The 12129-nt window shown below is 63.6% G+C and carries 12 protein-coding genes; 5 read left to right on the top strand and 7 right to left on the bottom strand.

Annotation, left to right across the window (positions count from 1 at the left end; genetic code table 11):
• The first annotated feature begins 90 nt into the window (after positions 1–90).
• Together AB0N72_RS08585 and AB0N72_RS08590 are read left to right on the top strand one after the other, a co-directional pair.
• A complete protein-coding gene (locus AB0N72_RS08585; protein WP_363932124.1) occupies positions 91–702 on the top strand; it encodes an NADPH-dependent FMN reductase in 612 nt (203 codons plus the stop codon).
• 123 nt (positions 703–825) lie between these two features.
• On the top strand, positions 826–1236 hold the full coding sequence (locus AB0N72_RS08590; protein ID WP_363932125.1) for a hypothetical protein: 411 nt from the start codon (positions 826–828) through the stop codon (positions 1234–1236).
• Here AB0N72_RS08590 and AB0N72_RS08595 read toward each other — a convergent pair.
• Together AB0N72_RS08595 and AB0N72_RS08600 are read right to left on the bottom strand one after the other, a co-directional pair.
• Complete coding sequence (locus AB0N72_RS08595; protein WP_363932126.1) at positions 1233–1916, bottom strand: HAD family hydrolase; 684 nt, start codon at positions 1914–1916, stop codon at positions 1233–1235. The genes AB0N72_RS08590 and AB0N72_RS08595 overlap by 4 nt on opposite strands.
• The gene (locus AB0N72_RS08600; protein WP_363932127.1) at positions 1906–2211 is read right to left on the bottom strand and encodes a hypothetical protein; all 306 of its coding nucleotides are present in this window, start codon (positions 2209–2211) and stop codon (positions 1906–1908) included. Before AB0N72_RS08600 ends, AB0N72_RS08595 begins: the two co-directional genes overlap by 11 nt.
• A 116-nt stretch (positions 2212–2327) precedes the next feature.
• Here AB0N72_RS08600 and AB0N72_RS08605 point away from each other — a divergent pair, with 116 nt between their 5' ends.
• Both AB0N72_RS08605 and AB0N72_RS08610 read left to right on the top strand, forming a co-directional pair.
• Positions 2328–2969, top strand: coding sequence for an NAD(P)-binding domain-containing protein (locus AB0N72_RS08605; protein ID WP_363932128.1), 642 nt, complete (start codon positions 2328–2330; stop codon positions 2967–2969).
• Between the two features lie 208 nt (positions 2970–3177).
• Entirely contained in the window at positions 3178–3957 is a 780-nt protein-coding gene (locus AB0N72_RS08610; protein WP_363932129.1) for a VOC family protein, read from the top strand.
• A 45-nt stretch (positions 3958–4002) separates the two neighbouring features.
• Here AB0N72_RS08610 and AB0N72_RS08615 read toward each other — a convergent pair whose 3' ends face one another.
• Complete coding sequence (locus tag AB0N72_RS08615) at positions 4003–4887, bottom strand: PaaX family transcriptional regulator C-terminal domain-containing protein (protein ID WP_363932130.1); 885 nt, start codon at positions 4885–4887, stop codon at positions 4003–4005.
• A gap of 214 nt (positions 4888–5101) precedes the next feature.
• Here AB0N72_RS08615 and AB0N72_RS08620 point away from each other — a divergent pair, with 214 nt between their 5' ends.
• A complete protein-coding gene (locus AB0N72_RS08620; protein ID WP_363932131.1) occupies positions 5102–5635 on the top strand; it encodes a hypothetical protein in 534 nt (177 codons plus the stop codon).
• 94 nt (positions 5636–5729) lie between these two features.
• Here the strand turns inward: AB0N72_RS08620 and AB0N72_RS08625 are convergent, their stop codons facing one another.
• The 4 genes from AB0N72_RS08625 to AB0N72_RS08640 all read right to left on the bottom strand — a co-directional run bounded on the left by AB0N72_RS08625 (position 5730) and on the right by AB0N72_RS08640 (position 12128).
• Entirely contained in the window at positions 5730–7091 is a 1362-nt protein-coding gene (locus AB0N72_RS08625; RefSeq protein ID WP_363932132.1) for an aromatic acid/H+ symport family MFS transporter, read from the bottom strand.
• A 2-nt stretch (positions 7092–7093) separates the two neighbouring features.
• Entirely contained in the window at positions 7094–9484 is a 2391-nt protein-coding gene (locus tag AB0N72_RS08630) for a bifunctional salicylyl-CoA 5-hydroxylase/oxidoreductase (RefSeq protein ID WP_363932133.1), read from the bottom strand.
• A 14-nt stretch (positions 9485–9498) separates the two neighbouring features.
• Entirely contained in the window at positions 9499–11196 is a 1698-nt protein-coding gene (locus AB0N72_RS08635; RefSeq protein WP_363932134.1) for an AMP-binding protein, read from the bottom strand.
• Positions 11197–11258: 62 nt separating this feature from the next.
• Complete coding sequence (locus tag AB0N72_RS08640) at positions 11259–12128, bottom strand: acyl-CoA thioesterase domain-containing protein (RefSeq protein ID WP_363932135.1); 870 nt, start codon at positions 12126–12128, stop codon at positions 11259–11261.
• Between the last annotated feature and the right edge of the window lies 1 nt (position 12129).

The following is a 12129-nucleotide window of genomic DNA, read 5'->3' on the forward strand; positions in this document are numbered from 1 at the left end:
AAGTCCACTAGGGTCGATTGAGGCGGGTCAACCCGCCACCACACCGTCGACGAGCCGGTTCCGGCCGTGCCGTCGGAAAGGAACGCCGCTATGGACACTTTCAAAATCGGTTATTTCGTTGGAAGCCTGGCAAGTAATTCGATCAACCGGGTCCTCTCCAAAGCGCTGATCAGCGTGGCACCCCCGGAACTCGAGTTCCATGAAATCGCCATCAAGGATCTTCCCCTCTACAGCTCCGACTACGATGCCGACTTCCCACCGGCGGGCCGCGAACTGAAGGACGCCATCGCAGCGGCGGACGGGATCCTCTTCATCTCCCCCGAGTACAACCGCTCCATTCCTGGCGCCCTGAAGAATGCCATCGACTGGGGTTCACGCCCTTGGGGCACCAACTCCTTCGCCCGCAAGCCAACGGGAATCATCGGAGCCTCGCCTGGCGGCATCGGCACCGCCGTGATGCAGTCCTCCATGCGCAGCGTCCTGAGCTTCCTGGATGCGCCGCAGTTGAACGCGCCGGAGGCCTATATCCGCTTTGTGGCAGACGCTTACGACGACGACGGTTCAGTCAAGGACGAAGGCACCGCTGCGCTGCTGCGCCACTACATGGAGGAATACAGCGCGTTCGTCCAGCGCGTGCTCGCCGCGAACGCTCCGGGCCACATCGGCGACCAGGAACCGGATGCGGACAAGCTGAACCGATAGTCCGGCCCGGCTGCGCCCCCTTCCTGCGGGCGCAGCCGCCCGGGAACATCCACGGCGACGATTTAGTCAGTATGCTTACGAGTACGAGGATTCACGAACACGCCCCCTACTCAGGAGATACCGATGCTTCGTAAATTAGCCATGACAGCAGCCGCTTTGGCCCTTTTCACCGGGTCCATGGCGTCCACCGCCGTCGCAGCCAATGCCGCGCCCCCGGCAACCGCAGTCCACGCCCAAGGCAGCGTAGCTGCCACCACCGCTACTCCGACGCCGGAACCCAGCAACCCCTCCGGACCGTCAACGCAGAAGCCCACCAACCCCGGACCGTCCTCGGGAGGGGAGAGCACGTCCAACCCCGCGGGCAGCGGCCCTGCCAACCCGGGAACCGGCGAATCCGATCCCCAGGAGCAGTCCCGCACCAATGCCGTGCCCTGGGTGCTGGCGGGCGTTGCGGCACTCATCATCATCGCCTTGATCATCTGGACCCTGCGCAACCGTCGCGGCCGGGACAAGGGAATCAGCGACGAACGCTAAAGCAGCTTTCCGATGAGGCTGCCCTCAAGGTTTTCCAGCAGGTGCCGCGGATTGTCATAGACTTCCGCGGCACCGGCGTCGCGCAATTCGGCTTCGCTGATTCCGCCGCAGGTCAGGGCGATCACCGGAACACCAATGGCCGAGCCCGCCTTTACATCCCACACCGCGTCGCCCACGAAGACAACGTCCCCGGAGCCCAGGTGGAGCTTCTCCAGGCAGGCCTCCAGGATGTCGGGAGCCGGCTTGCTTTCCTTGGCATCGTTGGAGCTTGTCCAGGCATCGATGGAGGATCCGGCGTCGAGGAGCCTGCGGCTGACCTCAAGGTCACGGTCCTGCGCCGACGACGCCAAGCCGACAGCAAGGCCCGCCTCCGAGCATGCCGCCAGGAGGTCGCGGGCGGATTCGAAGGTCCGCAAAGAGGGCCAAAATGTTGAGAAAACGGCACTGTGCGAGGACTTCAGGGCTTCCTGCAGGTCCTCGGAGGAGTCCGGGACGAGGCTCTGAATCAAGCGGTCGCCGCCCATGCCCACGCATCGATGGATGGCGGACATCTCGACATCCAGTCCTTCGCGACGGAACGCCTGCCACCAGGCCATCGCGTGGAAGTAGCTCGAATCGATCAGGGTGCCGTCCACGTCGAACAGGACACCGCGCTTCTTTGGCGTCGCATCAGTTGCCACAGGTGGCCACCTCCTTGCGCGACTCTGTACGCGCCTCCTTGCGCGACTGCGAACCCTGGGACGCAAGCGCTGAATCGATCACGGGTTCTTCCAACATCAGTACCGCGTACCGTTCCGCGGAGCCGGTCTGGAGAAGGCCCGTACCTGCCACTTCCCGAAGTGCCGCCACGCCTTGCACGGCATCATCCACGGATGAAAACCGCTTGGAAAGGCCCATCAGGCAGTCCCCGCCATCCACCATCAAAATCCGATATCCGCCATCAGGCGTTTCAACCAGTTCCAAATGTCCGGCCATTCGCCACCTCCTCGTCATCGATGAAAAAACAGCTTAGTAAGATTACTTAGTATAGGCCCTCCGAAATAATCCGTAACGCGGGAAATAGGCGCCTGCAACTTCTTGTTGGCGTGGATATGACAACAATCGGAATTATCGGTGCAGGACACATTGGCAGCCAGGTCGCACGCAAGGCGGTGGAACTTGGCTACGACGTCGTGATCAGCAACTCACGGGGTCCCGAAACGCTCGGTGACTTGGTAGCGGAACTGGGGCCCCGCGCCCGCGCCGCCACGGCAGCCGAAGCAGCAGCGGCAGGCGATTTCGCCGTCGTGACCGTTCCGCTCAAGAACTATCGCGACATTCCCGCCCAGCAACTCGAAGGCAAAGTGGTCATCGACACCAACAACTACTACTGGGAGCGCGACGGCCGCATCCCGGAGTTGGACAACGGCGAAGCCACGACCTCGGGCCTGCTGCAGAAGCACCTCCCAACCTCAAAGGTAGCCAAGGGCTTCAACCACATCATGGCCAAGGACATCACCACGGATGGCACCCCAGCAGGGACGCCCAATCGCCGCGCACTGGCAACCGCCAGCGATTTCCCGGACGCAGCAGACCTCGTCACCCGGCTCTATGACGAATTTGGCTTTGACACCGTAAACATCGGCCCCCTGGAGGACAGCTGGCGCGTCGAGCGCGACCGTCCTGCGTACGTCGTTCGCCAGAACGCGGAGGAGTTGCGGCAGAACCTCGCCAAGGCGAGCCGCACCATCTAAACAGCGCTCGACGGCGGGCAGGCGGCTTACGGACGACGGTGGAACGCCTTCCAGGGCAGCAGTGGCTGTTCCTGGAAGATTTGCGGGACGAACTGTGTCACGAACCGGACCCGGAGTGCACTTTATGGGTGATGGCCTCCCCGGATACTCGACGCATCGGGCATCCGGGGAGGCAATCGTGCCCTGAAGCGCTTACCCGAGGAGTCCCATGTCCACCAAAATCTCCGCTTGGCCCGCAGCAACGCCCATGTGGGTGGACTTGGGGGTGGACGACCTCGAGGCCGCCACCACCTTCTACTCGGAGTTGTTTGGCTGGACGTTCGCCAGCGGAGGCCCGGAGTCAGGCGGTTATCTCCTGGCGGAACTCCGGGGGCGCGCGGTGGCGGGACTCGGACCCAACCAGGCCCCCGGCACGCCCGCCTCGTGGACTACCTATATTGCCTCCGATGATGTGCAGGAAACGGCCGGGAAGATCGTGGCAGCCGGAGGGAAGCTGCTGGCACCGCCCTTCGATGTGATGGACTCCGGCCGGATGGCTTTGGCCGCGGACAGCGTGGGCTCGGTCTTCGGGGTCTGGCAGGCCGGGAATCATATCGGCGCCGAACGCGTCAACGAACACGGCGCCCTGTGCTGGAACGAGCTCCATGCCCACGACCATGTGGCGGCCAAGTCTTTCTACACGGATGTCTTCGGCGTCAGCTTCCAGGAGATCGGCCAGGACGGCGACGCCTACGCAACCATCCGCAGGCCACCGGACGGGCGGGAAGTCGGCGGAGTCCTCCACACCCCGGATGCCGTCAACGATTCCGGCCACTGGGTGACGTGGTTCGCCAGCGATCACGTCCACAGCACGGCCCTGAGGGCCGTGGAACTGGGTGCCACGCTGATCCGGCCTGTCTCGGAGAGTCCCTTGGGACACACAGCCGTGGTGCGTGCTCCGCAGGGTGAGACGTTTGGCATCATTGACGCGCCGAGAACCGCGGACTAAGCAGAACCAACAACTAAGCACCCGCCAGCTACGCGAGGCACCGGGTCAGGCGACCACGGGGTCCAAAGCCTCCGAGATCACCTCGTGCGCGTGGGCCGCGGCGAGCGGAGCTGCCAGGCGGTGGACTGCCTGGAAGGTCCGCCGGACTGCCGGCCCGTGCCATTCCGGCGGAAGGTAGTCTGCGGGCAGGTTTGGGTCTTTATACGGGAACTTCCGCCACATGGTGAGCATGGGAATGTAGTAACGAAACGCCTCACGCCGCAGTTCTTCCGTGGAGGCAGCCAAGGCAGCCTCGGGATCATTGCCCACACGCTGCGTCCATTGCTGCTCCGCGTCCTCGTACAGCTCCAGGAACTCAGTGAATTGCTGGTCGAGTTCTTTCAGGTCCCACCATTCTGAAATTTTGGGACGCATGGGCCCGTCGAACACGTAGTCGCTTCGGAAAAGGTCCACGAACTCAATCAAGCCACTGCTCGTGAGGCGCTCCTTGGCTTGCTCCAGCTTGTTCGCGGGCGCGATCCACACACCATTGGCCACGGAACCGAAACCCAGCCCCAGCAGTGCGGAGCGCAATTGGTGCCGCCGGTTGCGCATGGACTCGGGCACGGAGAATACCGCCAGCACCCATTTGTCCACTGGCGCGGGTTGCTCGGGCGCGAAGATCCTCCGGTCGCCTTCACGGAACACGTCGCTGACGGATTCTGAAATCTTGTACTTGGCGATGCCGCCTTCACGCACGCTCTTGAGCACACCCTTGGCCTTTAGCCTGGACACGGAAGACCGAACACCCGGAGCGTCGTACCCCAGGGAACCCAGCATGGAGATCAGCGCCGAGACCGGCAAAGCGTCGCCCGCATTCCGGCCGTACAGGCCGAAGATGGTGACGAGCAGTTGCTGGTGGCGCACCGGAGGCGCCGGAACGGCCAACATCGAAGATCCTCATTTCCGCGCCCCCGGTAGAGGCGCCAGTCCACTTCATCATAGGTGTGGGAGTGGCGCGGTTCAGTGAGCACAGGGCTACGAGGTGGCCATGAGGTGGCAACGCTATAGTAAGGATGCTTACCATGGAGGGACACTTGAAGTCCTCATCAGGATCCAAGCAGCCACACCGAGTACTTTCCGCATCGACGATAGGAAGCACATCATGGCAGGAAATCTTGTAGCCCGTTCCATTCACGACCTCACGGCGGCGGCATGGTTCGGGGGCTCCCTCATGGGGGCCATCGGGCTCAACGGTGCCGCAGCAGAGGCCAAGGACCCCACCGAGCGTACCCGCCTTTCCAGCAAGGGCTGGGGCAAGTGGGCTCCGATCCAGACCGCAGCGTTCGCAGGCCACCTCGCCTCCGACCTCGCCATCGCCTGGGAGAACAAGGGCCGCATCGCCAAGCAGGACAACGTGGCCGCCAACACCGTTTACAAGACGGTGGTGACGCTGGCCGGAGCCGCGGTCACCCTGTACGCGGGCGTCGTAGGCAAGAAGGTGGACGAACTCTCCGAAGAGGGCGCCGAAGGAGCCACCGAGCCACGCGCCGGCGCTTCCGATGAGTTGAAGAGCGCCCAAACCCAGTTGAAGGCCCTGCAGTGGGCCATCCCCGCGTTCGCTGCCTGGGTCATCATTCTCGGAGCCAAGCACGGAGAGATGCAGCGTCCCAAGAACATCCTGAAGGGCCTGCGCTGACCACGTAAAACCTCTCGCCGAGATGGCAATTAATAACAATCCTGGAGCTCCACATTTGTATTAATTGCCATCTCGCGGGCAGGCGGGAGGCGTCCTAGCGGGCGCTGACGGCGGCGTCGTCAGGATGGACGTCGACGGCGGTCACCGGCACCTCGGGGCGCGGCTTGGGAATCATCGCGACGGCGGCAGCCGCCAGCACTGCGATACCGGCGAAGATCGCAAAGTTGGCCTCAAAGGGTAGCTTTGAGCCTGCGATCCAGCCACCGATCAGTGGCCCGGAAATAGCACCCAGCCGGGCGAAGCTAAGGGCCCAACCCGTTGCCGTACCGCGGACCTTGGCCGGGTAGTAGTCGGCGATGTAGCCCGTGAGGACCAGCGAAGTGGAGATGGAACCTACTCCGGCGAAGGCCACGAACAGCAGGTTGACCACCATGGTGTTAGGGAAGACCAGGAGCATGATCCCCAGGCCGCCCAGGATGTAGAACACCACCAGGATGAGCTTCTTGCCGTACTTGTCCGCAGCGCGGCCCAGGAGCAGGCCACCAATGGCCGAGGCCAGGCTGAAGACCAGGAGGAACGTCAAGGAGGATCCGAGATCGTACCCGGCCTTCTTCATGATGCTCGGCAGCCAGGTGTTCAATCCATAAACCAGCACCAGGCCGCAGAACAACGAGATCCAGAAGAACACGGTGGAACGCAGGTATTTCCTCGAGAACATGGTGGTGATGGTCTTCCACCATGGATCAGCCGGACCACCATGGGCTATGGGAGCCGCCGGAACCACTGGCCGGTAGTCGGCGATCCGCAATTTGGCAGCCAAAGCCTTGGCGTCGGAACGGCGGCCCTTGGACTCCAGGTATTCCAGGGATTCGGGCAGGAATTTCCAGATGATGGGCAGCAGGACAATCGGTGCGGCACCAATGGCAATCACGGCACGCCAGCCACCCAGGGGCAGCACGAACAGTGCGGCCAATGCGGCAGCCACGATCCCCAAGGAGTAGCCGGAGTACATGAGCCCGTAGTTGTAGGAACGCTTGTTCGGAGCCGAGTATTCGATGGTCAGTGCAGCCGCCACGGGAATGACGCCGCCCATGCCCAGGCCGCCAATGAGCCTGAACAGCCCGAAAAGTTCGGGAGTGGGAGCCCATGCCGCACCGGCCTGCGTGACCGTGAAAATCAGCATGGAGGCAAGGAGCATCCTCTTGCGCCCCACGAGGTCACTGAGCGTGCCGATGAAGAGGGCACCAATAAGCATGCCGATCAAGGCATACGAGCCCAGGCCGCCTAGGGCAAGGGGCGACAGGTTCCATTCCTTGTACTCCGCCAAGGCCGGCAGGACGGCTCCGAGGACGCCAACGTCGTAGCCTTCGGCAAGGATGGCAAGCCAGCAGCAGAACAACACCAGGCCGGTGGTCTTCTTGGGCACGTTCCAGTCGTTGACCGGTGCGGCGGCCATGGCTACTTCACCAAGACCGATGCAGCGGCGGACGCGGGGGTCCAGCGAAGGTGGGTGTTGACCTCCTCGATGTCCGCCTCCTTCAGCAAGGACAGGCGGGGCCGTACTGCGTCGGTGCGCGAGCTCGGCGGCTTGCGTCGACCGGCGCGGAACTGCGGGATCCACTGCGCTCCGGGGCCCTGGTATTCCTGCTCCGCGGCGGCGTGCAAGGTCCACTGGGGATCGTAGAGGTGCGTCCGGCCCAAAGCGATCAGGTCGGCACGGCCGGCCAGGAGGATCGAGTTCACGTCGTCGTAGCTGGAAATGGCACCAACTGCGATCACCGCCACGCCTGCCGGGGCGGCGACTTCCTGACGGATGCGGTCCGCGAACGGAGTCTGATAGCTGCGGCCGAACGCGGGCTTCTCTTCCTTGGCCACCTGGCCGGTGGAAACATCCAGCCCTGCAGCGCCATGCTCTACGAAGGCCTTCGCGATCGCGACGGAATCATCGGAGGTGTTGCCGCCCTCGATCCAGTCGGTAGCGGAGATGCGCACCGTCAAAGGCTTGCCGGCAGGCCAAGCCGCCCGAACAGCGTCGAACACTTCCAGCGGGAACCGCAGCCGGTTCTCCAAGCTGCCACCGTATTCGTCGGTCCGCTGGTTGGAGACCGGCGAAAGGAAGGAGGACAGCAGGTAGCCGTGGGCGGCGTGGATTTCCAGGAGGTCGAAGCCTGCCTCGTCGGCCCGCTTCGTGGCAGCGACGAACTCCGCTTTGACGGCGTCCATACCCGCGCGGTCAAGTTCCACGGGCGTCTGGTTCTCGGGGCTGTACGGCAGTGCGGAAGGCCCGACGGCGGTCCAGTTACCGGAGTCGAGGGGCTGGTCGATGCCCTCCCACATGAGCTTTGTAGAGCCCTTGCGGCCGGAATGGCCCAGCTGCGCACCGATCTTCGCGGTGGAACGGCCGTGCACGAAGTCCACGATCTCCTTCCAGCTGTCCCGCTGCGCATCCGTGTAAAGGCCGCTGCAGCCCGGCGTGATGCGGCCGGTTTCGGAAACGCACACCATTTCGGTCATCACCAGGCCGGCACCGCCAAGGGCCTTGGAACCAAGATGGACCTTGTGGAAGTCGCCCGGGATGCCGTCAACAGCGGAGTACATGTCCATGGGTGAGACCACAATGCGGTTCTTCAGCTCCAGTTCGCCGATGCTTAAGGGCTGGAACATGGCCGGCGCCACGTGGGCCAGGCCCTGGGATTCGGCGAAGTTCCGGTCCACGGCGTCGGCGAACTCCGGATCGCGCAGGCGCAGGTTTTCCTGCGTGATGCGGCGGCTGCGGGTGAGCAGGTTGAACGCGAACTGAGTGGGGTCCTGGTCCTTGTACTGGCCGATACGCTCAAACCATTCCAGCGAAGCCTGGGCTGCGCGCTGCGTGGAAGCGACCACGGGCCGGCGCTCTGCTTCGTAGGCTTCCAGCGCTTCCTCCACCGTGGGGTGCTCGTGCAGGCAGGCGGCCAGGGCCAGCGAGTCCTCCATGGCCAGCTTGGTGCCGGAGCCGATGGAGAAGTGTGCCGTGTGGGCCGCGTCGCCCAGCAGCACCACGTTGTTGTGGCGCCAGCTTTCATTGCGGACCGTGGTGAAGTTGATCCACTTGGAGTTGTTGGACAGGACCTCGTAGCCGTTCAGTTCTTCGGCAAAGATTTCACGGATTTTGGCGATCGCCTTCTCGTCGGAGACGCCGGGAGGGAAGACCTGGTCGGCGGTCTCGTCGAAGCCTGCCGCGTGCCAGACGTCCTGGTGCATTTCCACAATGAACGTGGACCCCTCATCCGAGTAGGGGTAGCCGTGGATCTGCATGACGCCCCATTCGGTCTCCTTGACGAAGAACTTGAAGGCTTCAAAGACCTGGTCAGTGCCAAGCCACATGAACTTGTTGGTGCGCGGATCCAGGTTCGGTTTGAACGACTCTGCGTACTTGGCGCGGATCTGGGAGTTGACGCCATCTGCCGCGAGCACGAGATCGTAGTTGGCTTCAAGTTCCTCCACCGGCGGAGCGAGGGTGCTGAACCGCACGTCAACGTTCAGTTCGATGCAGCGGCGCTGCAGCAGTTCCAGCAGTTCCTTGCGGCTCATGGCAGCGAAACCCTGGCCGCCGACGGTCTTCATTTCGCCCCGGAAATGGATGTCGATATCGGACCAGCGGGCAAAACGGCGGCTCATGTACTCGGCCACCACGGGATCGGCGTTGCCGATGCCGCCCAGCGTCTCATCGGAAAACACGACGCCGAAACCAAAGGTATCGCTGGCAGCGTTGCGTTCCCAGAGGGTGATGTCGTGGGACGGATCCAGCTGCTTCATCAGTGCTGCGAAGTACAGGCCACCCGGGCCGCCTCCGACGATTGCGATTTTCATGGTGTTGCTCCTTTTCAGGCCTGGCTCTGGCCGGCAGGGGTAAGTTGTATGTTCTTGTCCGCGTTCCCGGCGGCGTCCTCTACGAGGAGCCGGTCGCGGAGCTTGAAGTGCTGGAGTTTGCCGCTGGGGTTGCGTGGCAATTCGGTGACGAAGCGGACGTCGCGGGGGTACTTGTACGGGGCAATGGCCTGTTTGACGAAGTCCTGGATTTCCTTGCGTTTTGCGGCATCGCCAATGACGCCCTCTCGCAGGACTATGAAGGCGCAGACGATGCTGCCGCGCTCTTCGTCCGGGATTCCGATGACCGCGTTTTCCACCACGTCCGGGTGCTGGTCAATGGCCGATTCAACCTCGGGCCCGCCGATGTTGTACCCGGAGGAGACGATCATGTTGTCCGAGCGTGCCTGGTAGGTGAAGTATCCGTCGCTGTCCATGGCGAACGTGTCACCGGTGACGTTCCAACCACGCACCACATAGTTGGCCTGGCGTGGGTCGTCCAGGTAGCGGCATCCGGTGGGACCAATGACGGCGAGCCGGCCAATGTTGCCCGGGCCCAGTTCGTTGCCGTCGTTGTCCAGGATGGTTGCCCTGAACCCGGGGACGGCCCGCCCCGTGGTTCCGGGCCGGATGTCATCACCAGCGGCAGAGATGAAGACGTGCAGCATCTCCGTGGCGCCGATTCCATTGACCAGCCGCAGCCCCGTCGCATCCCGGACGGCTTCCCAGGTCTCCTTGGAAAGGTGTTCACCGGCAGAGACTGCAATCCGCAGGCCCCTCAGGAGGTCACCGCGCTTCTCCTTCAGGATGGCCCGGTACGCCGTGGGCGCGGTGAAGAGGATGGTGGCACCGGCTGCGGCGGCATGCTCGGCCAGATCCACGGGACCCGCCTTCTCGGTCAGGAGCGACGACGCCCCGAACCTCAGCGGGAAGACCACCAAGCCGCCCAAGCCGAAGGTGAACGCCAGCGGGGGTGAACCGGCGAACACATCATCCGCCGTGGGCTCAAGGATGTAGCGGGCGAAGGTGTCCGCATTGGCCAGGATGTCCCGGTGGAAGTGCATGGTCACCTTCGGCACACCAGTGGTTCCGGATGTGGGACCCAACAAGGCAACGTCGTCCGAGGACGTATCCACAGCCACGAACTCCCCGCTCTTGCGCCCGCAGCGGGAGGTGAGGTCGTCGCCGTCGTCGGATCCGTAACTGAGGACCGTGACCTTGGGAGCGGTGGCGTCGTCCCCGGCCGCTGCAACGAGCTCCTCCACGAAGCGGTGGTCGGAGATGGCCACAACAGGCTTGGTGAGCTGGATCAGGGTGGCCACCTCGGTGGAGCGGAGCATGGGCATGGTGGTGACCACCACGGCGCCGGCCTTCAGCACGCCGAGCCACGCTGCGACAATCCACGGGTTGTTGGGGCCGCGCAGCAGGACGCGGTTGCCGGGGACCACGCCGAGGTCTTCGCTCAGGACTTGGGCAACCTGGTTCGAGCGTTGCTGGAGCTCGCCGTAGCTCCAGACTTCGCCCGTCGGCGTGCGGAGGGCCGGCCGGTCTGCACCGTACTGGGCGACAGCGTCGTCGATCAGTACAGCGGCAGCGTTCAGCCGGTCCGGATACTGGAGTTCGGGGAGGGTGAATTCGAGCGCCGGCCAGGTATCGGCGGGCGGCAGGTGGTCGCGGGTGAACGTGTCCACGTGGGCCGATGGCAACATGCTCATGGCCGTTCCTTTCAGTGGTGCGTCGGTTGAAGCTGGGGATGGGTTGGGGTTGGTGGGGCGCGCTAGGCGCCGCGGATCATGCCTTCCTGGGCGACTGTCGCGAGGAGCCTTCCGTGCTGGTCGAAGAACCGGCCCATGGCGAGGCCCCTGTTGCTTTGGCCGGAGATGGCCTCCTGGGCGTAAAGGACCCAGTTGTCTGCCCGGCCGTCGCGGTGGAACCACATGGAATGGTCGAGGCTGGCAGTGGCGAGTCCGGGGCTGGACCAATGGAGGCCGTTGACGCGCAGCAGCGGCTCCAAGATTGTGTAATCGCAGACGTAGGCCAGGGCTGTGCGGTGCAGGTCGGCGTCGTCGGGCAGGGCATCGAAGGCTTTGACCCAGATCGCCTGCTGAGGAACCGCGCCACCCTCCAGTTCGATATATACCGGGCCGAGAATGTGCCTCATGTCGAAACTACGCCCCGTTGCCCAGTATTCGGCGGCGGTTCCCTCCTTCCCGTCCAGCGCTTCCGCTGCAGTCCGCAGCGATTCGGGCTCGACGGCGGCAGGCGCGGCGGGCTGGAAGTCCGGTCCGTCCTCGGGCACCTGAAATGAACCCATTGCGGCATATACGGGCTTGCCGTTCTGGAATCCCCGGACGGTCCTGGTGGAGTAGCCGCGGCCATCGCGGAGGCGCTCCACCTCGTAACGGACACTGGAACCAATGTCCACAGGGCGCATGAAATAGCTGTGCATCGAGTGCAGCGTCCTGTCAGCTTCAACGGACCGCATCATCGCGGCCGCAGCCTGTGCCACCATGTCTCCACCATAGGCTTTTGGCCACGGCACGTACTGGGTGGTTGCTTCATACGCTTCGTCGAAGACCTCAGCCTCTACAGGCGTGAGTTCCACGGCCTTCAGGAAGGTCTCCGAGGTCAGGGTTCCAGTGATCATG

The organism is Paenarthrobacter sp. NPDC089307 (assembly GCF_040685055.1).
GTDB lineage: Bacteria > Actinomycetota > Actinomycetes > Actinomycetales > Micrococcaceae > Arthrobacter.

Excerpts from the sequence above, each read along its gene's own strand:
- AB0N72_RS08630 (WP_363932133.1), bottom strand. The coding sequence starts at position 9,484 with ATGAAAATCGCAATCGTCGGAGGCGGCCCGGGTGGCCTGTACTTCGCA.
- AB0N72_RS08620 (WP_363932131.1), top strand. The coding sequence starts at position 5,102 with ATGGCAGGAAATCTTGTAGCCCGTTCCATTCACGACCTCACGGCGGCG.
- AB0N72_RS08590 (WP_363932125.1), top strand. The coding sequence starts at position 826 with ATGCTTCGTAAATTAGCCATGACAGCAGCCGCTTTGGCCCTTTTCACC.
- AB0N72_RS08615 (WP_363932130.1), bottom strand. The coding sequence starts at position 4,887 with ATGTTGGCCGTTCCGGCGCCTCCGGTGCGCCACCAGCAACTGCTCGTC.
- AB0N72_RS08600 (WP_363932127.1), bottom strand. The coding sequence starts at position 2,211 with ATGGCCGGACATTTGGAACTGGTTGAAACGCCTGATGGCGGATATCGG.
- AB0N72_RS08610 (WP_363932129.1), top strand. The coding sequence starts at position 3,178 with ATGTCCACCAAAATCTCCGCTTGGCCCGCAGCAACGCCCATGTGGGTG.
- AB0N72_RS08625 (WP_363932132.1), bottom strand. The coding sequence starts at position 7,091 with ATGGCCGCCGCACCGGTCAACGACTGGAACGTGCCCAAGAAGACCACC.
- AB0N72_RS08640 (WP_363932135.1), bottom strand. The coding sequence starts at position 12,128 with ATGATCACTGGAACCCTGACCTCGGAGACCTTCCTGAAGGCCGTGGAA.
- AB0N72_RS08605 (WP_363932128.1), top strand. The coding sequence starts at position 2,328 with ATGACAACAATCGGAATTATCGGTGCAGGACACATTGGCAGCCAGGTC.
- AB0N72_RS08635 (WP_363932134.1), bottom strand. The coding sequence starts at position 11,196 with ATGAGCATGTTGCCATCGGCCCACGTGGACACGTTCACCCGCGACCAC.
- AB0N72_RS08585 (WP_363932124.1), top strand. The coding sequence starts at position 91 with ATGGACACTTTCAAAATCGGTTATTTCGTTGGAAGCCTGGCAAGTAAT.